The following is a 21710-nucleotide window of genomic DNA, read 5'->3' as shown; positions in this document are numbered from 1 at the left end:
TTGGTATTTATACGTACGGAACGCGGTAACCGGCAGATCAGACGCTGTTCCTTAATCTTAACTATAGTCAAGAACAGCGATTGCGAAAGCAAAATGACGCAGGATGATCGGGCAAGTTTTTTTCAGCCTTGGCTGGAGGCGGCGGCCGGCGATTGCCGGCCGCGCGGAGTCAGGAATTGCGCGGATCGGTCTCGGCAACCCAGGGGTAATCCCGGTGGCTGTCGCGGAAGGATAACAGGCTCTCCACACCGGAAAAGTCCACAAGGTCCCTGAAATCCAGCCAGTCTACCAGGCAATAAAGACAGATGGCCGGGTAATTCCATTCCTCGAACTGGCCCTCTTCCGCCATTGCCGACAGCGTGCGCAAGGTTGTCATGATGCGTTCACGTTGAAGGTTGTAGAACATCAGGTCGGCGCCGGTATCGATTCCGGACTTCTCCGAGAGCAGCAACGTGACCGCGGAGTCATTGGCGCCATCGATCATGGTCAGCTGGTTTTCCTGATCCCAGGTCAGCGGATCGCGGCCCTGTTTGGCACTGACGTAACGGGCGATAATCCGGGAATCATAGATTTCCTTGCCACCGTCTTCGAGTACCGGAATTTTCAGGGTCGGATTGTTTCGCCGCAGCTCGTCCCGGCCTTCACCATAGATATTGAGATTGAGGAATTCATAGGGCTCTTCGTCCAGCAGGATACGAATGCGCCGAACGTAAGGTGAAGTAGTGGATCCGATCAGTTTCATGGTTTCTCCGGGGATTTCACACTCAGGATCCCAACAGGGATTCAGGGTTGGTGTATGGGTGCCCGGTCGCTTCTGCCACTTCCCTGTAGGTCACCTTGCCCGCGGCCACGTTCAGCCCGGCCCTGAGGTGTTGATCTTCCTTCATCGCCCGATCCGGACCCTTGTTGGCCAGGGCCGCCACAAAAGGCAAAGTGACGTTATTCAACGCCAGAGTCGACGTGCGCGCAACGGCACCCGGCATATTCGCCACGCAGTAATGTACCACACCATCAACAATATACGTGGGATCGTCGTGCGTCGTGGCCCGGGAGGTTTCGGCACAGCCACCCTGATCAATGGCAACGTCCACGATAACGCTTCCCTCCGGCATCCGGCGGATCATGTCGCGGGTGATCAGCTTTGGCGCAGAGGCCCCTGGAATGAGCACACTGCCGATGACAAGATCGGATTCCGTCACCGCCTGATCGAGAGTCTGGGCCGTTGAAAACAGGGTTGTGATGCGGTTGCCGTAGAGATGGTCCAGGTTTCTGAGTACGTCCATGTTGCGGTCCAGAACCGTGACCTGGGCACCCAATCCGACCGTCATGGCAATCGCATTCTGGCCGACAACTCCGCCACCAACGACCGCTACTCGCGCCGGACTGACACCGGGTACGCCGCCCAATAGCACGCCGCGACCGCCCATGGCTTTCTCCAGGCAATGGGCACCGGCCTGGATCGACATGCGCCCGGCGACTTCCGACATCGGCGCCAGCAGGGGCAAGTGCCCTCCACGGTCGGTCACTGTCTCATAGGCAATGCAGGTAGCGCCGGACTTCACCAGGTCGTCCGTCTGCGCTTTGTCCGGGGCCAGGTGCAGATAGGTGAAAAGCGTGTGCTCCGGCTTCAGCATGGCCCGCTCTTCGGCCTGGGGCTCCTTGACCTTGACGATCAACTCTGCGGTATCGAAAACCTCCCCGGCCGTCTCAAGAATTCGCGCTCCGGCCTGCCGATAATCCTCGTCGGAAAAGCCAATGGCGAGGCCAGCTCCCGTTTCCACAAACACCTCATGATTGTGGCCGCACAGCTCATGAACGGCAGCGGGTGTCATGCCTACACGGTATTCGCGGTTCTTGATTTCCCTGGGTACACCGATCCTCATACACAACCTCCAGATCATTCGGGATTTGCGGGTGTCTGACTGTAGTGTAGTCAAAAGGTCCTATACTGGATTGGCAACTGATTGCATCGGTTTACCGGTTCCGGGCGTAGATTTCCGGACAAAAAGACAATCCGACCCAAAAGGAGTAGGACAGATCATGACACCCCTAAAAGCAACAGCGGCAGCCGGAACCTTCTCAATAGCGCTGGCAAGCACGCAGGTACTGGCAGAAATGCAAACCAAGACCGTTGAATACAAGGTCGGTGAAACCACCTTCACCGGTTACATGGCCTGGGATAATGAGTTCGAAGAGAAGCGCCCGGGTGTTCTGGTGGTGCATGAGTGGTGGGGCCACAATGACTTTGCCCGGGATCAGGCAGAGCGGCTTGCCGCTGCCGGCTATACCGCCTTTGCCCTGGATATGTATGGCTCCGGCAAGCAGGCGGACCACCCTGATACCGCCCAGAAGTTCATGCAGGAAGCGACCAAGGACATGGATCAGGTGAAGGCGCGCTTCATGAAGGCGATGGAGATCCTGCAAAACCATGAAAGCGTTGATGCGTCCCGCATCGCTGCACAAGGCTACTGTTTCGGCGGCGCGGTGGTCCTGAATATGGCACGTATGGGCGTGGATCTGGACGGCGTCGTCAGCTACCACGGTGCGCTTGGCAGCCCCATAACCGCCGAAGCCGGAACAGTGAAGGCCAGGGTTCAGGTGTACACCGGTGGTGCCGACAAGATGGTTCCTTCAGACCAGGTCGCCGGCCTGGTGAAGGAGATGCAGGACGCAGAAGTCGATCTCACCCTGGTGAGCTTTCCCGGCGTGTTGCACTCATTCACCAATCCTGGCGCTGACAAGGTCGCCGAGGAGTTCGGCATGCCGATAGGTTATGACGAAGAGGCCGCCACCCGTTCCTGGGAGGGAACCATGCGTTTCTACGAGGCTATTTTCGCCCGGTAACACCGTGCGCTGAACACCGGAACCCGGCCGGACGGCCGGGTTCTTCTGCTTCAGAGGGACGACGCAATACTGTTGCGAACGTCTGTCATCAGATCATCCAGCGGCAAAGCCCCGGACGCCATCGGGGGATGAATGACGATTTCAATGTCACCGCTGCTGAAGGCAGCACTTCCCTTGGGCAATCGCTGGTGGGACCCACAGATGGTGACGGGCAGAATCGGAAGCTCGCCATCCTGTGCAATGACGAAACCACCCTTCTTGAAGGGTAGTAATTTGCCATCCCACGAACGGGTTCCTTCCGGGAAAATCAGAATGCCGGTGCCGTCCGGGAGCTGGCCTACCCCCCGCTTGATGCTCTCCAGCGCATCACTGCCTTTCGAGCGATCGATAAACAAATTCCGCGAGGCTTCCAGTGCCAATCCGAACAGGGGCACCTTGCGCAACTCTTTCTTGATCACCCACCGATATTGCAGACCAAGGGCGAGCACCAGCGCCGGGGGATCAAGATAGGAGGCATGGTTGCTCAGAATGACATATCGCTGACCGGGCTCGATGTTTTCCCTGCCACGAACCTTGAGGCGGATACCGCAGACTTTCAGGATAATCCATGCATAGATCTGGGTGCCGTGGAACGCCGCATCCCCTCGCTTCCCCAAAAGGGCTGCAATAACAATCGGGAAAAACAGAATCAGGGTGAGCAGTATGGCCCAGAACAGGATCCAGGCGGCCTTGAGCGGTCGGAGCATGTAATGATTCCTGGAGATCTCGACTTCCGGTTAAACGAGCAGCAGGTCGGTAAAGATTACACAATGATGGGAAAATAACAAAAGCGTGCCACCTTGCCAGGCGTTTTTCAGCCATTAAAAAAGGCAGCCGAAGCTGCCTTTTTGGCGGTTATTGCCGAATCCATCAGGGATTACAGGGCAACAACGTTCTCCGCCTGAGGACCTTTCTGGCCCTGGGTAACGGTGAACTCAACCTGCTGGCCTTCTGCCAGAGTTTTGAAACCGCTGCCCTGAATAGCGCTGTAGTGAACAAAAACGTCCGGGCCGCCTTCACGAGTGATAAAGCCAAAGCCTTTTGCTTCGTTGAAGAACTTAACAGTACCGGTAGTAGTAGACATACTTAAACTTCCTGAAATCAATCATATTATCTGCCGCCTCGCACCTTCATGGTGTCAGGTCAGCGTTTTGCGGAAATACAGAACTCGCGGAATCAAAAACAGGACGGTCACTACTAACTGCGGAGGTACGTCTTATTCATGAAATGCTTTACTGAATCTTTCCTACGCCCTTCACTCTACTCCTGAATCCGAAGCTTGCCAAGGGTATTTTCGAGAATTTGTGTAGGTAGTGGTACCCATCATCCCTTCACCAGGCCAAAGGTGTAAATTCCCAGTGCAGTCATGAGGATGGAGCCGACAACGTGGGCCAGAATACCGGTGATGGCCATGGCCCATTTGCCGCCCTGGATTGCAGCAAACATCTCGAGTGAAAACGTCGAAAAGGTGGTCAGCGCACCGCACAATCCGGTTATGGCAAAGAGCCGCCACTCCGGTGCCAGCGTGGTGCCATGGCTGAAGTAACCGATAAGCAGCCCGATCAGCCAACCACCACTGAGATTGGCAACCAGCGTTCCGTAAGGAACGGCATGGTAGGTCGTGTTCAACCACAATCCCAGAGCCCAACGAAGGTTGGCGCCGATGACGGCGCCAACACTCACAGCAACGAACGACAACCACATGTCAGGGCTGTCTCCTGTCAGGCGGGGTTGTGATCAATCACTGTCTCCTTGTTGCGCGCAAACTCATCAAACGGGAAGTCATCGACCGTTAGCATCTCGAGTACCACCGTCTCATACTGGCGCATGAAATCGGCCTCTTCCTTGGTATAGATACCAGCCTTCAGGGCCGCCTCAAACCGCTCTTCCGGATGCAAGGCGGTCATCGGCAATTCACCTTTGGCGTAGGCCTTGGTCGCTTTCCGGTATAGCTGTTCTGCCTTGTCGTAGTCCTTGAGCAGACCGTTGTAGCGAGCCACCGGATTCTCCACGGTGCCCTCGCCATTGGTATGCCAGATGCTGGCAATCAGCTTATTGCGGATAGGCGTGTCTGTGGATATTGCACGAGCCAGTTTGCGCGCAAGGTCGTCCTGCGGACTGCCCCAGCGACGGCCAAGCGGCATCGTAACGCCGCGCAGAACCAGCGCCACGGCGCGATTCGGCAGGTTCTGGAGGAACTCATCCAGGGCGTTTTCAGTGCGATGCAGCAGCATGCCCAGGCTGTACTCCATTACTTCCTTCTCACCCTCTACCGGCTGGGTCTCGTGCCAGTTCTTGAGGACCATGGAAGCCAGGTACAGGTTGGACAGCATATCCCCCAGCCGTGCAGAGATAAGCTCCCGCATTTTCAGTTCGCTGCCAAGCGTGGTCATCGCGGCATCCGAGCACAGACCAAAGGCTGCGCTGAAGCGGGCCACGGCCTGCGCGTACTTGCGACTGGCACTGTCAAACGGCACATCTGCCCGTCCAAGACCAAGAGCCTGGGTGAAGGCGCGGGCGGCATTGCCGAAAATCAGCCCGGCGTGGCCGAAGAACGCATCGTCAAACGCGTTGATATCATCGTTGTCCTTGGCCGCCAGCTCCTTGAGCACATACGGATGGCAGCGAATGGCGCCCTGGCCGAAGATCATCAGGCTGCGGGTCATGATGTTGGCACCCTCAACAGTGATCGAGACAGCGGCACCGCTGTAGCCTATGCCCAGGTAGTTACGCGGGCCAAGCGTGACGGTCTTGCCACCGTGAACGTCCATGGCATCGGTCAATACACCGCGCTGGAACTCGGTAAGGTGGTATTTAAGGATGGCAGACGGCACTGCCGGCTTCTCACCTTTATCAATCATATTGGCAGTGTGGTTTACAGCTGCCTGAGAGATATAGGTCTTGGCGGCGATTCGGGCCAGAGGCTCCTGCACACCCTCCATATCAGCAACCGGCGTATTGAACTGACGGCGGATACGGGTGAAACCACCAGCGGTGCCAACGGCCGACGCAGCCGCACCGGCCGCACCGGAGGGCAGGGTGATGCAGCGACCCACCGACAGGCACTCAACCAGCATACGCCAGCCCTGACCGGCCATATCCACGCCACCGATGATGTAGTCCAGCGGAATGAAGACGTCTTTACCCTTGATCGGGCCATTCAGGAACGGGCTGCCAATCGGGCAATGACGACGGCCGATCTCCATGCCTTTGGTGTCCCTGGGGATCAGTGCGCAGGTAATACCGTAGTCTTCGGTTTCGCCCAGGAGCCCGTCCGGGTCGAACATGCGGAAGGCAAGACCAACAACCGTGGCGATTGGCGCCAGGGTGATCCAGCGCTTCTCGAAATTGAGCCGGATACCGACAACTTCCTTGCCATCGACTTTCTGTTTGCAAACGATACCGGTGTCCGGAAGCGACGTCGCATCTGAACCAGCCCTTGGGCCCGTCAGACCAAAGCACGGAATTTCACGACCGTCTGCAAGCCTTGGCAGGTAATGGTTTTTCTGCTCCTCGGTGCCGTACTTGACGAGCAGCTCGCCAGGACCAAGGGAATTGGGTACGCCCACAGACACCATGAGCGTCTCGTTGGATGCCAGTTTTTGCAGAACTGCAGACTGCGCCTTCGCAGAGAATTCGAGGCCACCGTATTCCTTGGGAATGATCATCCCGAAGAAACCTTCCTTCTTGAGGAAGTCCCACAGCTCTTTGGGCAGATCAGCCCGCTCGACCGCCACGTCCCAGGTGTTACACATGGAAATTGCCTGGACACACTGGTTGTCGACGAAGGCCTGTTCTTCCTCGCTCAGGCCGGTATTGCGGTTGATCAGCAGGTTGTGCCAGTCAGGCCGACCAGTGAACAGTTCACCGTCCCAGCCGACCGTACCGGCTTCGAGAGCCACTTTCTCAGTCTCGGACACCTTCGGTGCGACCTTCTTGAACATCGCGAAAATGCGGGGTGTCAGCCAGCTTTGGCGAAACCCGGGGAGGCCGGCAGCAGCTGTTACGGCGGCACCAATAAACAAAACCAGGGCCAGCAAACCAGAGGCGAAAATCAGCGACAGCAGGCCGGTAACGGCCATTACGCCAATCGCGGACGTTGCACCAGACTCGCGCCGCATCACAATCAGCAGGCCAGCCAGTGCCACTACAAACAGTATGAAAGTCATCATAGGTTCTCTCTGTCATCCATGGTTCGGGAATGTCGAAGACTATAAACCGTTACGTTTACGGTACCGCATCAGATGAGGGCTGACCAGCAAATGCCGCACAGTCAGCCAGTTACGGAGATCACACCTGGCATTATGCGGTCACGATCACACGAATGCCTTCCAATGCCAGGCTGGCGTGCCCTATCGCCTCTTTTGCCGCCTCGAACTGCTCGCGGAAAAAGTCGATTTCCTCCTCGCGAATCGCCGGATTCACCTTTTGCAATGCTTCCAGCCGACGGATTTCCGGTCCGAAACTGGCCTCCAACTGCTCAAGCGCCTGAGACTTCAGGGGTTCCAGATTAGGCTCCGACAACCGCTCCACGTGGTCCACCATGGTTTCCACCTGGGGCCGGATCTGCGGGACGATGGCCTGGGCCGTGCGACGCCGGATATTCGAGCACATCTCGTTAAGACGGTCGTGGGGCAACGCGCCCGAGAGTTCCTTGCCATTTACATCCACCAGCAGCCGAAGTGGCGAGACCGGCAGGTAGCGGGTCAGTTGGAGCGCTTCCGGTGCCGGGCAGTGCACAGTAAACAGGGCCTCCATCAACAGCGTTCCGGGCGGCAGCGCCTTTACGGAAAGACTGGCGAGGGCGGCCTTGCCAAGGCCGGAGCTGGTCACCGAGTCCATCACCCCCGTGACCATCGGGTGCTCCCAGCTCATGAAAGCCAGGTCTTCCCGCTCCAAGGCATTCTGTCGGTCCCAGGTCACGGTAATCCCGTCTTCCGGTAATTCGGCGACATGGCCGGCCTGATATTGCTCGCCGGGTCGCAGAATGTCGGAGTGATCGGCATGGTCTTCGACATCCACGCCGAGGATGTCAAAAGCCTCCATCATGTAATCCCGAACCCGGGCCTCGGATTCTTCGTCTTCGATGGCGGCGATCAGATCCTCTGCCACCTCAGGGCGACAGGAATTCAGCTCGATCAAGGCATCACGGCCAGCCTGCAAGAGCGTTTTCAGGCGCGTTGCTTCGTCCGCAGAGGCCTCGACGAGTCCATCAGCCACATCAAGGTCGCCATCAATAGCCTGCTGCCACTGGGCCTGCACCGCTTCCTGAACGGCAACGCCCACCGCGCAGCTCTCGGCAAAGGCGTTCAGGCCCTCGTGGAACCAGCGGAACTGCACCTCCTGACTGGTGCCACTGAGATAGGGCACGTGAATATCAATCGCTTCTGTCTGACCGATCCGGTCCAGCCGCCCGATGCGCTGCTCGAGCAAGTCCGGGTTTGCAGGCAGATCGAAGAGCACGAGATGATGGGCAAACTGGAAATTGCGGCCTTCGCTGCCGATTTCAGAGCAGATCAGCGCCTGGGCACCCTGCTCCGTGTCGGCGAAATAGGCGGCGGCGCGATCACGCTCGATCAGGCTCAGGTGTTCATGGAAGGCAGCACTGCGGATACCCGCCCGCAGCTGGAGATAATGTTCCAGGGCCATGGCGGTCTGGGCACTGGCACAGATCACCACCACTTTGGCCGGGCGCAGGCCGACCAGCTTTTTCTCAAGCCACTCAACCCGGGGATCGTCCGCCAGCCACTGCTCCTCGGGCACCAGTTGCTCCGGGGCCAACCCCTGAATACCTGAGGCCTGCCCTTCGTACATGGCCGGACAAGGCAACGGTGCAGGATCGGGTCGGCGCTCGGGAAATCCCTGGATGGCCGCCCGGGTGTTACGGAACAGCACGCGACCGGTACCATGCCGGTCCAGCAGGGCATCGATCACCGATTGCCTCGGATTGTCACCGGCAAACAGCTGGTCCAGCTCTTCACCCAACCATTCCCGCAGCAGCTTCTGATCACCCTCGCTGATATCGGAGCTTTCGTCCTGAAGACGTCGGACAACACTGTTGATGGCTTCATACTGCTGCTCTTCTCTGCGGAAGGTTTCCAGATCATGGAAACGGGCCGGGTCGAGAAGCCGCAGGCGGGCAAAGTGACTGGCGATACCCACCTGCTCGGGCGTTGCTGTCAGCAAGAGCAGGCCGCGGCTGACCGCCGACAGTTCCTCAACGATCCGGTATTCCGGGCTAACCTCTTCAGGGCTCCACGCAAGATGATGGGCCTCATCAACAATCATCAGGTCCCAGTGAGCCTTGAGGGCATCGTCCTGCGCCTTCTGGCTTTTCTTCAGGAAGTCGAGACTGCAGAGCACCAGCTGCTCGCTCTCGAACGGATTCACCGCATCTTCATCGCCAAAAATATGGTTTACCAGCGCATCCACGTCGCTTTCCTGCTCTTTCAGAGCGTCGTAGCGACTCTGATCCACTATGGAAAATCGCAGATTAAAGCGGCGGAGCATTTCCACCAGCCATTGATGGGTGAGGGAATCCGGCACCACGATCAAGGCACGCTTTGCCCGGCCAGTGTGCAGCTGATAGTGGAGGATCAGCCCCGCCTCGATGGTTTTGCCAAGACCGACCTCATCTGCCAGAAGAACCCGTGGCGCATGGCGCTGGGCAACTTCATGGGCAATGTATATCTGGTGTGGCAGATGCTGCGTGCGGGCGCCGATCAACCCCTGGGCTGACGATGCCCGCAGGCGGTTCATGTGCTGAAGCGTGGCAAACCTCAGGCGAAAGGCGCCGTTGCGATCGAACTGGCCCGCGAACAGCCGCTGGTGCGGTGCAGAAAAATTCACGGATCCGGCGAGTTTCACCTCGGATATTTCGTGCAGATCGGTGCCGTCGTCCCCGTGATACAGGAGCACCCCGCCCCGGTCCTCAACTGCACGGACGGTGTACCGTTCGCCATCGAAGGTCTCAATCTCTTCCCCCAGCTGATAGATGATGCGGGACAGCGGGGCGTTATCAATCGCGTAGGTGCGCTCCTCATCGGCGGCGGGAAACCCGAGGGTCACCCGGCGCCCGGAGATATCCGTGACGATCCCGAGCCCCAGGCCGGTGTCACTGTGGCTGACCCAACGCTGACCAATAACAAATTCCGATGTATCCAAGAAACCTCCAGACCAATTAAGTTCTTGTGGCGCCGTTCTCACGCACCCAGTAAGCCGTCGCCCCACATACCGCCGCCGGAACGACAAACAAATTCAGCACCGGCACCATGGCAGCCAGCGCCACCGGCAGGCCAAAGCCAAAGGCAGACAGGCGGGTGTCGCCGAGCAACCGTCGCAGTGCGGGGAAACTGACCTTGTGGTTGTCTGCCGGGTAGTCCACGTATTGCAGCGCCATCATCCAGCTGTTGAACAGGAACCAGAGAACAGCAGCCACCAGATTAACAACCGGTATAAGACCGATGATCAGTAAACCGATAGCCCGCGGCAGGTAATACAGGATCTTCTGAACCTCGCGCCAGAGTGCGCGGGGAATATCCTTGATGATCGATGCCCAGCTGTCATCGGTATTCACCTCCTGGCCGGTCAGGTGCTTTTCTGTCAGCTCGGCAAGATAGCCATAGAAAGGGGAACCAATCAGATTGGCAACGATCACAAAGCCGTAGGCGAGCATCAGTACGATGACCGCCCCATACAGAATCCAGAACAACCAATCCAGTGCCTGCAGCCACGCCCAGTCAGGCAACCACGACATCGCGGCGGCAATCAGGCCTGCAAACAGCTCTCCCATGAAGAAGAACAGCAATCCGAAGAGCAGAATATTGATAACCAGTGGAATGATGACGAACAGCCGAAGACCGGGCTGACGAATCAGGCGGAAACCCTCACCCAGGTAGCCCAGTCCACGAAAAAAATTACCCTTGAGCATAGCTGGCAGGACCTCCGCTTCAATGACAATGACGGGGCGCAAAGCATATCATGTTGGCAACATTCCCACAGCCCGAGAACGCTCAGTGACTTCCCCGATGGATACCTTGAAACAACAACTGACCAGCCTGCTGCAATATCGCCCCCTCTGGCAGGCAGCTTTTGTGGTTTCCGTTCTGGCCATCGGGTTTCTGGCGACAACCGACAGCCCTCATGCCATACCTTCATCGTCGAACGACAAGGTGAACCATTTTATCGCCTTCCTCGAGCTCACCATTCTCACCCGGCTGGCCTGGCCGGAGCTGCGGGCCATCTGGTTTGCGCCGGCGCTGCTGGGCTTTGGCCTTGGCATTGAGCTTATCCAGGCAACCCTGCCCTATCGGGAATTTTCCCTGGCCGATCTGGCTGCGGACGGCGCCGGCATTGCCATCGGACTTCTTCCCTGGCCCGGCATCCGAAACGCCGGAAAACCGGATTTGCGAAATTCGCCAGAATCGCTGTGAGATATCTCTTACACAGGCGTGAGATCTTGCAGTGACGTTGTGTGCGCGGCAGTGCCAGAAACTCTTTAGGGAAAAGCTAACTCACTGATAACTTTATTTTATTGCAGACACCCACGCTGACATCTCCTGCGATGCGTGCACAGTTCACACGTTTGTCAGAATCCAGTTGGTATATTGTTGTTGTCAAGGATGACAGGGAAATGGACGACGCACTGGATGCACCCCGGCAAGGATCGCGGGGAGAGGTAGGGACACAAGGACGCCTCGCTTAAGGGATAACTATTCGGATAGCCGGCTCGGATGCCGGCACCACGGAGTGGCTCAAGGATCTCGCAACACGGCTGTTGCCAAATGCGCAAGGATGCGCCGACCTGTTCCGAGAAAGGGTAACCGTTTGGTTGCCCTTTATTTTTTTATACCTTCTTTTTTCTCACCTCTGATCCATCACTGGTTGTTCTCGGCCAGGTAGATACGAACCCTATTGAACTCCTCGAATTCGTTAAGATCCGGCCAGGTCCGGGCCTCAAGCGTTGTCTGCTTGCGGTAGGCATCGTCACCCAACACTTTCATCCGCGAATCCGCCAGCAGCACCCGAGGAGCCGCCTCGCGTAAAACGCCGAGCAACGGCCGGTTTTCCGGATCATAGAGCACATCCGCGGCGGTCACGACATCTATTTCGTCCGGTCGGGCTGCCCAGTCAGGGCAAAGGCCAACGGAAACACCATTGAGAGCCGCATTTGCATTGGCCGCGTCCAGCGCAGCCGGATCAATGTCACAGGCGATGGCTTCCTTCGCTCCGGCCATTGCCGCCGCGACAGCCACGATTCCGGATCCCGAGCCGAAATCCAGGACGCGCTTGCCCTCAACCCAATGGGGATTGTCCAGAATCCAGTTGGCGAGCACCTGGCCGCTGGCCCAGCAGAACGACCAGTAGGCGGGTTCGGCAACGACCGCCTGGGCCTCTTCGTGCGATAACGGCCCCTCAAGCACCCTCGGGTCAAAGAGGTACAGGGCAATGCGCTCACAGCCGGCAGGACGGGAAACGGCCACCCGGCCTCGGGAGAGGGTTTTGCGCAGGTGCTGATTCAGACTGTCCACTGACATGGGGTACCCAACCTCAATTTTCCGGAAGGCGTTATTGTACCCGTGACCAGTACGGGAAACAGGCGGCGACAAGCAGAAAAACCCCATTTCCGCTATACTGCCGCCTCCATCTGACAACTGGTTTACCGCTGAAATGGCAAGCAGACCCGACACCGACGACTACCTTTCCCTGTTCCTGAACGATGTGCCGCTGATGGACGTCCGGGCACCGGTAGAGTTCAGCCGTGGCAGCTTTCCGAATACCGAAAACGCGCCCCTGATGAACGATGAGGAGCGCCATCGGGTTGGCATCTGTTACAAGGAGAAAGGTCAGGACAAGGCGATTGAACTGGGGCACCAGCTTGTGTCCGGTGACATCAAGGCCCAGCGCATTGAAGCCTGGAAACGTTTTGTCGCCCGCCACCCGAACGGCTACCTGTTCTGTTTTCGGGGCGGCCTGCGCTCCCGGCTCACTCAGCAGTGGATCCGGGAGGCCGGCATTGACTACCCGCTGGTCAAAGGCGGCTACAAGGCATTGCGCCGATTCCTGATCGACAGTCTGGAAGCGCAGATCGAATCCGGCGAGTTCCGCATTCTCAGCGGGCGCACTGGAACCGGCAAAACGCGGGTTCTGCAACAGTTACCCAATCCGGTGGATCTTGAAGGCCTGGCCAATCACCGGGGCTCCAGTTTCGGGCGTCAGGTAACACCGCAGCCTTCACAGATCGATTTCGAGAACCGGCTGGCGGTCGCCATGCTCAAAGCCCGCCACCTGAACAGTGGTCCGGTCTATCTGGAAGATGAAAGCCGCCTGGTGGGCCGTTGCGCCCTGCCCGAATCCCTCAAGGAGCGCATGGCCAGGTCGCCGTTGCTGATCCTCGAGCAACCGATGGAAGAGCGTATTGGCATCATTCGCGAAGATTATGTTGAGGGAATGTACTCGGATTACGTGGACCGCGACGGGGCCGAAGCAGGCTGGCTGAATTTCCGGGACTATCTGCTGAGCGCCATTGACCGCATCCGCAAGCGCCTGGGCGGGGAGCGACACCAGCAGCTGCGCGGCCTGATGGACCAGGCACTCCTGCAGCAGGAAGCCACCGGAGAGACAGCGGCCCATAACGCCTGGATCCAGTCACTGCTCCAGGATTATTACGACCCAATGTACGACTACCAACTGGGCAAGAAAGAAGGCCGGATTCTTGTTCGTGGAGGCCCCAAGACCATTCTCGACTGGGCCAACAAAAGCTCGGTTGCGTAAGGCCCTGACTGAATATTACGCCTGCAGTACACACTCACGACATTTGTCTGCTATATAAAGAAGTAGACGAATCAGGTTGTTGCAGGAATTTGTCCGTTAATCCGACACTTATGAAAAATACCAACGAACAAGGAGTCCTTTATGGAAGACCTATTTGGCGCTGAAGGCGGTGCCTCGGAACTCATGAATCAGGCCATGGCTCTGGTCATGACATACGCCCCCAAGGTCGTGTTGGCCATTGTCACTCTGATTGTGGGCATGTGGCTGATCAACCGGTTCGTCGGCGTTCTAGATAACAAGCTGGGCAAAAAAGACCCCACTCTGAACAAGTTTCTCTGCGGCCTCATCGGAGCAATCCTCAAGATTCTGCTGCTGATCTCTGTCGCCTCCATGGTCGGCATTGCCACCACCTCCTTCATTGCCATTATCGGTGCTGCCGGCCTGGCCGTCGGTCTTGCGCTTCAGGGCAGCCTCGCCAACTTCGCCGGCGGCGTGCTGATCCTGATCTTCAAACCGTTCAAAGTTGGTGACGCGATTGATGCTCAGGGCTACCTCGGCTCCGTCCGCGAAATCTCCATCCTGTACACCATCGTCGACACCTTCGATAACCGCCGGATTGTGATCCCCAATGGTCAACTGGCCAACGCCAGCCTGACCAACCTGAGCGCCTATGAAACCCGTCGCTGCGACATGAGCTTCGGCATCGGCTACGGTGATGACATCGACAAGGCCAAGGCCATCTGCAAGCGCCTCATTGAAGAAGACGAGCGCGCACTGAAGGACCCCGAACCACTGGTCGTTGTTGGTGCCCTGGGCGAAAGCTCCGTCGATCTGACCGTTCGGGCCTGGACCAAATCAGGTGATCTCTGGCCCTTCTACTGGGACATGCATGAGAAAGTGAAGAAAGCATTCGACGCCGAGGGCATCAGCATTCCGTTCCCCCAGCGCGATATTCATATGATTAAAACCGACTGAGATTCGCGATCGGTTTCTCATTGATACATCCGGTTACTCGCAAACTGCGTAACCTCGACTAAGCTGACCATTAATGGCGGGGTTGACCAACCCCACCAGGCCATCGGGGCCAGGCAATCAGATCAACACAGGCTCCGGAACGCTGTCATTGCTGGTAGGAGGTTGTCACTATGCCGGTACAGCAGTTGAAGGAATTCCTCGATGAGGCAGGTGTGGAATACATGTGCCTCTCCCACCCTCCTGCATTTACCGCCCAGGAACTCGCCCACCACGTCAAGATTGCCGGCGACCGTGTCGTCAAAACGGTGATCATCGAACTGGATGGCAAAATGGCAATGCTGGTGATGCCGGCCACCTGGCGAATCCGCTGGGACAGGTTATCCCGCATCCTCGACACCGACTTTCTTGACCTCGCTGACGAACAGGAATTCCAGGACCGCTTCCCGGATTGCGAGGTAGGCGCCATGCCCCCCTTTGGCAACCTGTTCGGAATGACCGTGTACTGCGCGGAAGCCTTGACCGAACAGTCGGAACTTGCCTTTGCGGCGGGCAGTCACAGTGAATCTGTCCACATGAAGACCGCCGATTTCATTAACCTCGTGCAACCGATGGTACTGAACCAGGGCTTCAACAAACCCGGAGCCCAGAAGCCCGCCTGGCTGGTCAAAGGCCGTCGCCGGCCGGACGACGTTGCCAAGCAACGGGTATCAGGAATGGCCGGCTACTGAGGCTTTTCCTGCCGGCTTGATCCCGGTCTCTTGTCTGGCTGCCGCCATCGCGTAAACTGGGGGCATCAGACAGGAAACCGATATGACTCAAGCCTTTGATATTGTGGTAGTTGGTGCCGGCATGGTCGGTGCTGCCCTCGCCACTGGCCTTGGCCAGAATGGCTTCCGCGTTGCCCTGGTAGACCGGGCTCCGCCCCCCGCCTTCGATCCAGAAAACGCCCCCGACATCCGGGTTTCTGCCCTCAGCGCCGGCAGCGAGCGCTATCTTCAGAGCCTGGGCGCCTGGGACCATATCCTTCACATGCGGGCAACGCCCTACAAACGACTGGCCGTATGGGATGAAACCCGCTATCCACTGCAGAACCTGGTGCCCCGGAAGCTGGCCGAAGTCCAGTTCGACGCCACCGAGCTTGGCGCACAGCACCTGGGGCATATTGTCGAGAACTCGGTTACCCAACAGGCACTCTGGCAAACCGCCGAGGCCTGCCCCCAGGTATCCCTGTTCCACGGTCAGGGTGTCGCCTCACTGGCGCAGTCCGGTGATACCGCGACGGTCACCCTGGATGATGGCCGCGAGCTGCTCGCAGCCCTGGTGGTCGGAGCCGATGGCGCCCAGTCCCGAATTCGCGAGCTGGCCGGCATTGGCACCACCCGGAACCAGTATGAACAGCAGGCGATGGTCGTCTCGGTACGTTATCAGGGGCCGGTTGAAGACATTACCTGGCAAGGCTTCCACCCTTCCGGACCACGCGCCTTCCTGCCCCTGCACAGCGCCGGCCCGGACCATCCCGGCGAGAGCTGGGGCTCCCTGGTCTGGTACGATTCGCCGGAGGAACTGGCCCGCTTGAAAGGCCTGGACGACAGGGCCCTGATGGAACAAATCCAGTCATCGTTCCCTGCAAGCCTGCCACTGCTGACCCACATCGACAGCAAGGCCTCGTTTCCCATCGCCCGTCAGCACGCCAAACACTACCACGCCGGGCGAGTGGTCCTGGCCGGAGATTCAGCCCACACCATCAACCCGCTGGCTGGCCAGGGCGTGAACCTGGGCTTCCAGGATGCCCAGGCCCTACAGGCAGTCCTCAAGGAAGCCAGGCGCGCCGATGATGATCTGGCAAATCCGAAGTGGCTGAACCTTTACGAGCAACAGCGCCGACCAGCGAACCGCAGAATGATGCTGACCATGGATGTGTTTTACCATCTGTTCAGTAACCGGATTCCGCCCGTCCATCTGCTGCGCAATCTGGGCCTGGGCGCCGCCCGCGCCCTGCCCTTCGCCCGCAACCGGGTGGCCCGCTACGCCATGGGCATCGACGAGGAACTGCCGGCCGTGGTGCGGCAGATAGCCTCCCGGATTCCGGGCCTGAATCAGCTTTAGAGCCAAACAACAATCCCAAGGACAAGTGAAAAGGAGCCACCATGTCAAAGACGATTTTCACCAAGATCATCAACCGGGAAATTCCCGCGGACATCCTCTACGAAGACGACATCGCCCTCGCTTTCAGCGACATAAACCCTCAGGCGCCGGTTCATTTCCTGGTCATCCCGAAAAAGGCCATTGCCACCATTAACGACATCACCGAGGAAGATCGGGAACTGGTAGGGCATCTGTATCTGGTGGCTGCGAAAATTGCCAAGGAGAAGGGCTTTTCCGACGACGGCTACCGGGTTGTCATGAACTGCGGGGAAAATTCAGGGCAGACGGTGTTCCACATCCACTTGCACGTTCTTGCCGGGAAGCCGCTGGGCTGGCCGCCTTATACCGACAAGATGAAGCAGGCCTGATTTTTTAGGCTTGGGTGCCGGCAAGCGGTCCGGTAATGCTGTTTGGGACACGCTCAAGGCATCCATGCGCGCTTAGCTTTCGCCATGGATGGCGAAAGCCAAGCGACCATGGACGGCTCGAGCGTGTCTCGGAAAGCCGCACCACACGGCGGCCCTCCTCCCAGGCCAAAAAATCAGCGGCCGACCACCTTCTCAGCCTCTTCCACCGGCGTATGACGAACGTCCTCGCCTTTGACCATGAAGATCACGTTCTCGGCAATGTTACATGCGTGGTCACCCACCCGCTCCAGGGCACGGAGCACCCACATTACGGACATGCACCGTGAGATGTTGCGGGTATCTTCCATCATGAACGTCAGCAGGGTCCGAGCAGCTGCCTGATATTCCTCATCGACGCGTTTGTCTTCCTTCATGATCCGCAGCGCCTGCTCCGAATCCAGCCGGGCAAAGGCATCCAGGGCATCGTGAAGCATGCTGAGCACGTGGGTGCCAATGTGGCGTACTTCCACATAGCCCCGCGGGGCCTGGCCTTCTTCCTGCAGCTTGATCGCAAGCTTGGCGATTTTCTTGGCCTCGTCGCCAACCCGTTCAAGGTCGGCCACCATCTTGATGACCGAGATCACCAGACGCAGATCCCTTGCCGTCGGCTGGCGACGGGCGATGATCAGGGTGGCTTCCTCGTCGATTTCCACTTCCATCCGGTCAACTTTCTTGTCGTTGGCACGGATTTCGTCGGCCAGATGACCATCGCCATCCACCAGGGCCTGAATGGCGTTCTCGACCTGGGATTCCACCATGCCACCCATTTTCAGGAACTCGGTCTTGAGTTCCATCAGTTCGTTATTGAACTTGTGGGAGATGTGATCCCCGTAAACTTCGTCCTTCTTCGTAGGCATACTGTTCTTCTCCAAAATTCCTCAGGTCCGGAATCAGCCGAAACGGCCGGTGATGTAGGACTCGGTCAGTTCATGTTCCGGCGAGGTGAATACCTTGTTGGTCTCGTTCACTTCAACCAGGTGTCCCAGGTGGAAGTAGGCCGTACGGTGAGATACCCGGGCCGCCTGCTGCATCGAGTGGGTCACGATAACGATCGTGTAGCTTTCGGACAGTTCGGCAATCAGCTCTTCCACTTTCGCGGTCGCAATAGGGTCCAGGGCCGAGCAGGGCTCATCCATCAGCACCACTTCCGGGCTCACGGCAATGGCACGGGCAATACACAGACGCTGTTGCTGGCCGCCGGACATGCCGGTTGCGTTGGCGTCCAGGCGATCCTTTACCTCTTCCCAGAGGCCGGCCTTGCGCAGACTGTTTTCCACTATCTCGTCCAGATCCGACTTGCGGTTGGCCAGCCCGTGAATCCGGGGGCCGTAAGCCACGTTGTCGTAGATGGACTTGGGAAAAGGGTTCGGCTTCTGGAATACCATACCGACCCTGGCCCGCAGTTCGACCACATCCCGCTTGGGGTCGTAAATGTCGTGGTCGTCCAGTTGCAGGGAACCCTTCACACGACAGATATCGATGCTGTCGTTCATGCGATTCAGGCAGCGCAGGAAGGTGGATTTGCCGCAACCGGATGGGCCGATGAAGGCAATGACTTCGTTACGGCCAATATCAAGGCTGATCTTCTTGATCGCGGGGGCATCCCCGTAGAATACCTCGACATCCCGAAGCTTGAACTTGGGGTCGTCCGAGTAAGGCTTACCGACGGTCTTGCCTTCCTCGATGATGGTTTCAGCGGGCTTCGATTCCTGAACTGGCACGGCAACCTCGTCCGGTTGGGTAACTTCACTGGTAATGGTTGTATTCACACTATTCATCTTGATTCTCCTTACCACCGGCGCTCGAGACGTTTGCGCATCCAGATGGCCAATGCGTTCATACTGATCAGGAAGGCCAGCAGCACCATGATGGCTGCCGACGCTCGCTCAATAAAGGCCAGCTCCGGGCTGCCCGCCCACAGGAACACCTGCACAGGCAGCACCGTCGCCGAATCGAAGAACCCGTCGGGTACGTCCACAATGAACGCCACCATACCGATCAGCAGCAGCGGTGCGGTTTCACCCAGTGCCTGGGCCATACCGATGATGGAACCGGTGAGCATACCCGGCATGGCCAGCGGCAGCACATGGTGCAGAACTACCTGCATCTTGGATGCACCGATACCTTCAGCGGCCTCCCGGATCGAGGGTGGTACGCTTTTGATCGCGGCCCGGCTGGAAATGATGATGGTCGGCAGAGTCATCAACGTCAGCACCAGACCACCAACCACCGGAACCGAACGTGGCATCCCGAACAGGTTGATAAACACCGCGAGGCCAAGCAGACCAAAGATGATGGAAGGAACCGCCGCCAGGTTGTTGATATTCACCTCGATAAAATCGGTGAATTTGTTCTGGGGCGCGAATTCTTCCAGGTAGATCGCCGCGGCCACACCAATCGGGAACGAGAGGATCAGGGTAACGAACATGGTCAGCAGCGAACCGACAATGGCGCCAAGAATACCTGCCTTGGACGGATCACGGGAATCGCCGCCACTGAAGAACACATCATTGAACGATGTCTCGATAACGTCCCGCTCCAGAAGCTCATCGACCCAGGTTTTTTGCTGGTCGTTCAGCTTGATCGAGTAGGCATCATCCCCTGCATGCTTGACGTAGACATCCACATCCGTGTGCGTGAGAAAGGTCATGGTCTGGGTGGTGCCCAACCAATCGGGGTTTGCCTTCAGGGCATCCCGTAGCGTCACCGAGGCGTACGGGTTGATCAGCTCGCGAACCTGATTCCGGTCATCCTCCGTTGCTCCAGGGATCTCCTTGATCAGTGCCTGAACCAGAGGCTCGACAAAATCGGCCATCTTGATCTGACGCTCGTCCGTGGGATCATCCAGATACATCATCTCACCATCCAACTGCACATCCATGGTGATGGTGGTCTTCACGAAGCCGGTATAACCCTTGCCGATGATATCGGTGAACAGGATTAACAGGGCCCCCAGGGCAATGGCGATTGCCATGATGCCGTAGGCGCGGAAACGGCGTTCCTTACGGTAGCGACGCTTGAGCGACTGGCGGACAATCTCCGCCTGTGAACGTTGGTCAGTCATACTGTTCCCGATATTTGCGTACGATTTTCAGTGCAATGACGTTGAGCAACAGGGTTGCCAGGAAGAGCATGGCGCCCAATGCGAAGGCAGCCAGCGTCTTGGCGCTGTCGAATTCCTGGTCACCGGTGAGCAGGGTCACGATCTGCACGGTTACGGTGGTAACCGTTTCCAGCGGGTTGGCCGTCAGGTTAGCAGCCAGACCAGCGGCCATGACCACGATCATGGTTTCACCGATGGCCCGGGAGACCGCCAGCAGAATACCGCCCATGATGCCGGGCAGTGCAGCCGGGAAAATCACCTTTTTCATGGTCTCGGACTGGGTGGCTCCGAGCGCAAGAGAGCCATCACGCATGGCCTGGGGCACGGCATTGATCACGTCATCCGACAGGGAAGACACAAACGGAATGATCATGATGCCCATAACGGCACCAGCGGCCAGGGCACTCTGGCTTGATGCCTCGATACCCATGGATGCGGCCAGATCGCTGATAAACGGAGCGACCGTAAGAGCGGCGAAGAAGCCGTAAACCACGGTGGGAATACCCGCCAGCATTTCCAGCAACGGCTTGACCACACCGCGCACCTTTCTACCCGCGTATTCCGACAGGTAAATGGCCGACAGCAAGCCCACCGGCACAGCCACAACCATGGCAATGGCAGAAATCAGAAGGGTACCTGTAAACAGGGGAATCATCCCGAAGGCGCCCTGAGAAGCCACCTGATCGGCCCTCAGAGCGGTCTGGGGGCTCCAGTGACTACCAAAGATAAATTCGGTGAACGGGACCTTGCCAAAGAAACGAAAAGTCTCGAACGCCACCGAGAAAATGATTCCGACGGTGGTCAATATAGCCAGGGCCGCACAGGCGAAAAATACCCACTTGAGAATGGACTCGACCTGGGAACGGGCATTCAGGCGGGGGCGAATTCTCAACCACCCGAGAAAACCCGCAAGCACGGCAACCGAGATTACAAGACCAGACATCAGGAACCGACTCTGCGTGCGCAGTGCCTGTAAACGCTCGGCGGCCTCAGCTATCGGTGCTTCAACGAAGCCAGGAGGCAAGGCTCCGCTGGCCACATTGCTGATCTTGCTCAACAGCAGGCTCGCCTCACCGTCGGTCGCCGGGATTATACCTTCAGGCAAACCACCAATAACGATCATCTGGATGACTTTGCCCTGGAATGCCGCCCAAAGACCAAGCACGATAAGAGCGGGGATACCGCTCCACAATGCCGCTCGGGCTCCGTAATAAAAAGGCAGGGACTTGAGGTGACGGATCCCACCCAGCGGCATCGCCAACGACCGGGAGCGAGCGTAACCGAGCCAATAGGCCACGATCGCCAGCACCAGAGTCAGTAATAAAAGATTAGCCGGTTGCATGAAAATTCCTGTATTCGACTTCGAATTGGCGCACAGTTTACAGATTCAGCTCTGAACTCGCACCGGATCGTCCAAACGTGCA

The 21710-nt window shown here is 57.9% G+C and carries 20 protein-coding genes; 7 read left to right on the top strand and 13 right to left on the bottom strand.

From position 1 onward, the window contains the following. Nucleotides 1-169: 169 nt before the first annotated feature. Both AC13DD_RS14950 and ald read right to left on the bottom strand, forming a co-directional pair. Nucleotides 170-742: a glutathione S-transferase family protein gene (locus AC13DD_RS14950; protein WP_136629870.1), complete on the bottom strand. Its 573-nt coding sequence runs from the start codon at nucleotides 740-742 to the stop codon at nucleotides 170-172. 22 nt (nucleotides 743-764) lie between these two features. Next, nucleotides 765-1883: an alanine dehydrogenase gene (gene ald, locus AC13DD_RS14945; protein ID WP_482931376.1), complete on the bottom strand. Its 1119-nt coding sequence runs from the start codon at nucleotides 1881-1883 to the stop codon at nucleotides 765-767. Nucleotides 1884-2040: 157 nt separating this feature from the next. Between ald and AC13DD_RS14940 the strand changes: the two genes are divergently transcribed. Continuing rightward, the gene (locus AC13DD_RS14940; RefSeq protein ID WP_482931375.1) at nucleotides 2041-2844 is read left to right on the top strand and encodes a dienelactone hydrolase family protein; all 804 of its coding nucleotides are present in this window, start codon (nucleotides 2041-2043) and stop codon (nucleotides 2842-2844) included. 50 nt (nucleotides 2845-2894) lie between these two features. On the opposite strand, the gene AC13DD_RS14935 is transcribed toward AC13DD_RS14940, so the two are convergent. From AC13DD_RS14935 to cysZ, 6 genes are all read right to left on the bottom strand, one after another. After that, nucleotides 2895-3590: a lysophospholipid acyltransferase family protein gene (locus AC13DD_RS14935; protein ID WP_053113200.1), complete on the bottom strand. Its 696-nt coding sequence runs from the start codon at nucleotides 3588-3590 to the stop codon at nucleotides 2895-2897. Nucleotides 3591-3760: 170 nt separating this feature from the next. Beyond that, the gene (locus AC13DD_RS14930; protein ID WP_008172950.1) at nucleotides 3761-3967 is read right to left on the bottom strand and encodes a cold-shock protein; all 207 of its coding nucleotides are present in this window, start codon (nucleotides 3965-3967) and stop codon (nucleotides 3761-3763) included. A gap of 239 nt (nucleotides 3968-4206) precedes the next feature. Further along, nucleotides 4207-4587 (bottom strand): fluoride efflux transporter CrcB, encoded by a 381-nt coding sequence (crcB, locus tag AC13DD_RS14925; RefSeq protein ID WP_482931374.1) that lies wholly within the window; start codon nucleotides 4585-4587, stop codon nucleotides 4207-4209. 17 nt (nucleotides 4588-4604) lie between these two features. Next, on the bottom strand, nucleotides 4605-7055 hold the full coding sequence (locus AC13DD_RS14920; RefSeq protein ID WP_092030551.1) for an acyl-CoA dehydrogenase: 2451 nt from the start codon (nucleotides 7053-7055) through the stop codon (nucleotides 4605-4607). A 130-nt stretch (nucleotides 7056-7185) separates the two neighbouring features. Then, the gene (rapA, locus tag AC13DD_RS14915; protein WP_482931373.1) at nucleotides 7186-10047 is read right to left on the bottom strand and encodes an RNA polymerase-associated protein RapA; all 2862 of its coding nucleotides are present in this window, start codon (nucleotides 10045-10047) and stop codon (nucleotides 7186-7188) included. 16 nt (nucleotides 10048-10063) lie between these two features. Further along, nucleotides 10064-10813: a sulfate transporter CysZ gene (gene cysZ, locus AC13DD_RS14910; protein ID WP_092030554.1), complete on the bottom strand. Its 750-nt coding sequence runs from the start codon at nucleotides 10811-10813 to the stop codon at nucleotides 10064-10066. A gap of 97 nt (nucleotides 10814-10910) precedes the next feature. Between cysZ and AC13DD_RS14905 the strand changes: the two genes are divergently transcribed. After that, nucleotides 10911-11315, top strand: coding sequence for a VanZ family protein (locus AC13DD_RS14905; protein WP_482931372.1), 405 nt, complete (start codon nucleotides 10911-10913; stop codon nucleotides 11313-11315). Between the two features lie 444 nt (nucleotides 11316-11759). Here AC13DD_RS14905 and AC13DD_RS14900 read toward each other — a convergent pair whose 3' ends face one another. Continuing rightward, nucleotides 11760-12419, bottom strand: a complete 660-nt coding sequence (locus tag AC13DD_RS14900; protein WP_041645686.1) for a class I SAM-dependent methyltransferase — start codon at nucleotides 12417-12419, stop codon at nucleotides 11760-11762. 133 nt (nucleotides 12420-12552) lie between these two features. Between AC13DD_RS14900 and mnmH the strand changes: the two genes are divergently transcribed. From mnmH to AC13DD_RS14875, 5 genes are all read left to right on the top strand, one after another. Continuing rightward, nucleotides 12553-13656: a tRNA 2-selenouridine(34) synthase MnmH gene (gene mnmH, locus AC13DD_RS14895; protein ID WP_273069541.1), complete on the top strand. Its 1104-nt coding sequence runs from the start codon at nucleotides 12553-12555 to the stop codon at nucleotides 13654-13656. A gap of 141 nt (nucleotides 13657-13797) precedes the next feature. Then, a complete protein-coding gene (locus tag AC13DD_RS14890) occupies nucleotides 13798-14631 on the top strand; it encodes a mechanosensitive ion channel family protein (protein WP_273157394.1) in 834 nt (277 codons plus the stop codon). A 170-nt stretch (nucleotides 14632-14801) separates the two neighbouring features. Continuing rightward, nucleotides 14802-15359, top strand: coding sequence for an aminoacyl-tRNA deacylase (locus AC13DD_RS14885; RefSeq protein WP_008172962.1), 558 nt, complete (start codon nucleotides 14802-14804; stop codon nucleotides 15357-15359). Between the two features lie 82 nt (nucleotides 15360-15441). Next, the gene (locus tag AC13DD_RS14880) at nucleotides 15442-16737 is read left to right on the top strand and encodes an FAD-dependent monooxygenase (RefSeq protein ID WP_482931371.1); all 1296 of its coding nucleotides are present in this window, start codon (nucleotides 15442-15444) and stop codon (nucleotides 16735-16737) included. A 41-nt stretch (nucleotides 16738-16778) separates the two neighbouring features. Next, complete coding sequence (locus tag AC13DD_RS14875; protein WP_273044941.1) at nucleotides 16779-17144, top strand: histidine triad nucleotide-binding protein; 366 nt, start codon at nucleotides 16779-16781, stop codon at nucleotides 17142-17144. 173 nt (nucleotides 17145-17317) lie between these two features. On the opposite strand, the gene phoU is transcribed toward AC13DD_RS14875, so the two are convergent. From phoU to pstC, 4 genes are read right to left on the bottom strand one after another with little or no spacing between them, the layout of a single operon-like run. Beyond that, nucleotides 17318-18040: a phosphate signaling complex protein PhoU gene (gene phoU / locus AC13DD_RS14870; RefSeq protein WP_088558819.1), complete on the bottom strand. Its 723-nt coding sequence runs from the start codon at nucleotides 18038-18040 to the stop codon at nucleotides 17318-17320. A 33-nt stretch (nucleotides 18041-18073) separates the two neighbouring features. Beyond that, nucleotides 18074-18961 (bottom strand): phosphate ABC transporter ATP-binding protein PstB, encoded by an 888-nt coding sequence (gene pstB / locus AC13DD_RS14865; protein WP_041645688.1) that lies wholly within the window; start codon nucleotides 18959-18961, stop codon nucleotides 18074-18076. 11 nt (nucleotides 18962-18972) lie between these two features. After that, nucleotides 18973-20247: a phosphate ABC transporter permease PstA gene (gene pstA, locus AC13DD_RS14860; protein ID WP_053113208.1), complete on the bottom strand. Its 1275-nt coding sequence runs from the start codon at nucleotides 20245-20247 to the stop codon at nucleotides 18973-18975. Next, nucleotides 20240-21628, bottom strand: coding sequence for a phosphate ABC transporter permease subunit PstC (gene pstC / locus AC13DD_RS14855; protein WP_008172968.1), 1389 nt, complete (start codon nucleotides 21626-21628; stop codon nucleotides 20240-20242). The genes pstA and pstC overlap by 8 nt, the downstream gene beginning before the upstream one ends. Nucleotides 21629-21710: the final 82 nt, after the last annotated feature.

Source organism: Marinobacter sp. L-13, from assembly GCF_056857715.1.
Note: the sequence above shows the minus strand (reverse complement) of the source record. Positions and strands in the feature narration are given on the sequence as shown.

Bases quoted from the DNA above. Each gene is read 5' to 3' on its own strand.
- AC13DD_RS14950 (WP_136629870.1), bottom strand. From the start codon at position 742: ATGAAACTGATCGGATCCACTACTTCACCTTACGTTCGGCGCATTCGT.
- ald (WP_482931376.1), bottom strand. From the start codon at position 1,883: ATGAGGATCGGTGTACCCAGGGAAATCAAGAACCGCGAATACCGTGTA.
- AC13DD_RS14940 (WP_482931375.1), top strand. From the start codon at position 2,041: ATGACACCCCTAAAAGCAACAGCGGCAGCCGGAACCTTCTCAATAGCG.
- AC13DD_RS14935 (WP_053113200.1), bottom strand. From the start codon at position 3,590: ATGCTCCGACCGCTCAAGGCCGCCTGGATCCTGTTCTGGGCCATACTG.
- AC13DD_RS14930 (WP_008172950.1), bottom strand. From the start codon at position 3,967: ATGTCTACTACTACCGGTACTGTTAAGTTCTTCAACGAAGCAAAAGGC.
- crcB (WP_482931374.1), bottom strand. From the start codon at position 4,587: ATGTGGTTGTCGTTCGTTGCTGTGAGTGTTGGCGCCGTCATCGGCGCC.
- AC13DD_RS14920 (WP_092030551.1), bottom strand. From the start codon at position 7,055: ATGATGACTTTCATACTGTTTGTAGTGGCACTGGCTGGCCTGCTGATT.
- cysZ (WP_092030554.1), bottom strand. From the start codon at position 10,813: ATGCTCAAGGGTAATTTTTTTCGTGGACTGGGCTACCTGGGTGAGGGT.
- AC13DD_RS14905 (WP_482931372.1), top strand. From the start codon at position 10,911: ATGGATACCTTGAAACAACAACTGACCAGCCTGCTGCAATATCGCCCC.
- AC13DD_RS14900 (WP_041645686.1), bottom strand. From the start codon at position 12,419: ATGTCAGTGGACAGTCTGAATCAGCACCTGCGCAAAACCCTCTCCCGA.
- mnmH (WP_273069541.1), top strand. From the start codon at position 12,553: ATGGCAAGCAGACCCGACACCGACGACTACCTTTCCCTGTTCCTGAAC.
- AC13DD_RS14890 (WP_273157394.1), top strand. From the start codon at position 13,798: ATGGAAGACCTATTTGGCGCTGAAGGCGGTGCCTCGGAACTCATGAAT.
- AC13DD_RS14885 (WP_008172962.1), top strand. From the start codon at position 14,802: ATGCCGGTACAGCAGTTGAAGGAATTCCTCGATGAGGCAGGTGTGGAA.
- AC13DD_RS14880 (WP_482931371.1), top strand. From the start codon at position 15,442: ATGACTCAAGCCTTTGATATTGTGGTAGTTGGTGCCGGCATGGTCGGT.
- AC13DD_RS14875 (WP_273044941.1), top strand. From the start codon at position 16,779: ATGTCAAAGACGATTTTCACCAAGATCATCAACCGGGAAATTCCCGCG.
- phoU (WP_088558819.1), bottom strand. From the start codon at position 18,040: ATGCCTACGAAGAAGGACGAAGTTTACGGGGATCACATCTCCCACAAG.
- pstB (WP_041645688.1), bottom strand. From the start codon at position 18,961: ATGAATAGTGTGAATACAACCATTACCAGTGAAGTTACCCAACCGGAC.
- pstA (WP_053113208.1), bottom strand. From the start codon at position 20,247: ATGACTGACCAACGTTCACAGGCGGAGATTGTCCGCCAGTCGCTCAAG.
- pstC (WP_008172968.1), bottom strand. From the start codon at position 21,628: ATGCAACCGGCTAATCTTTTATTACTGACTCTGGTGCTGGCGATCGTG.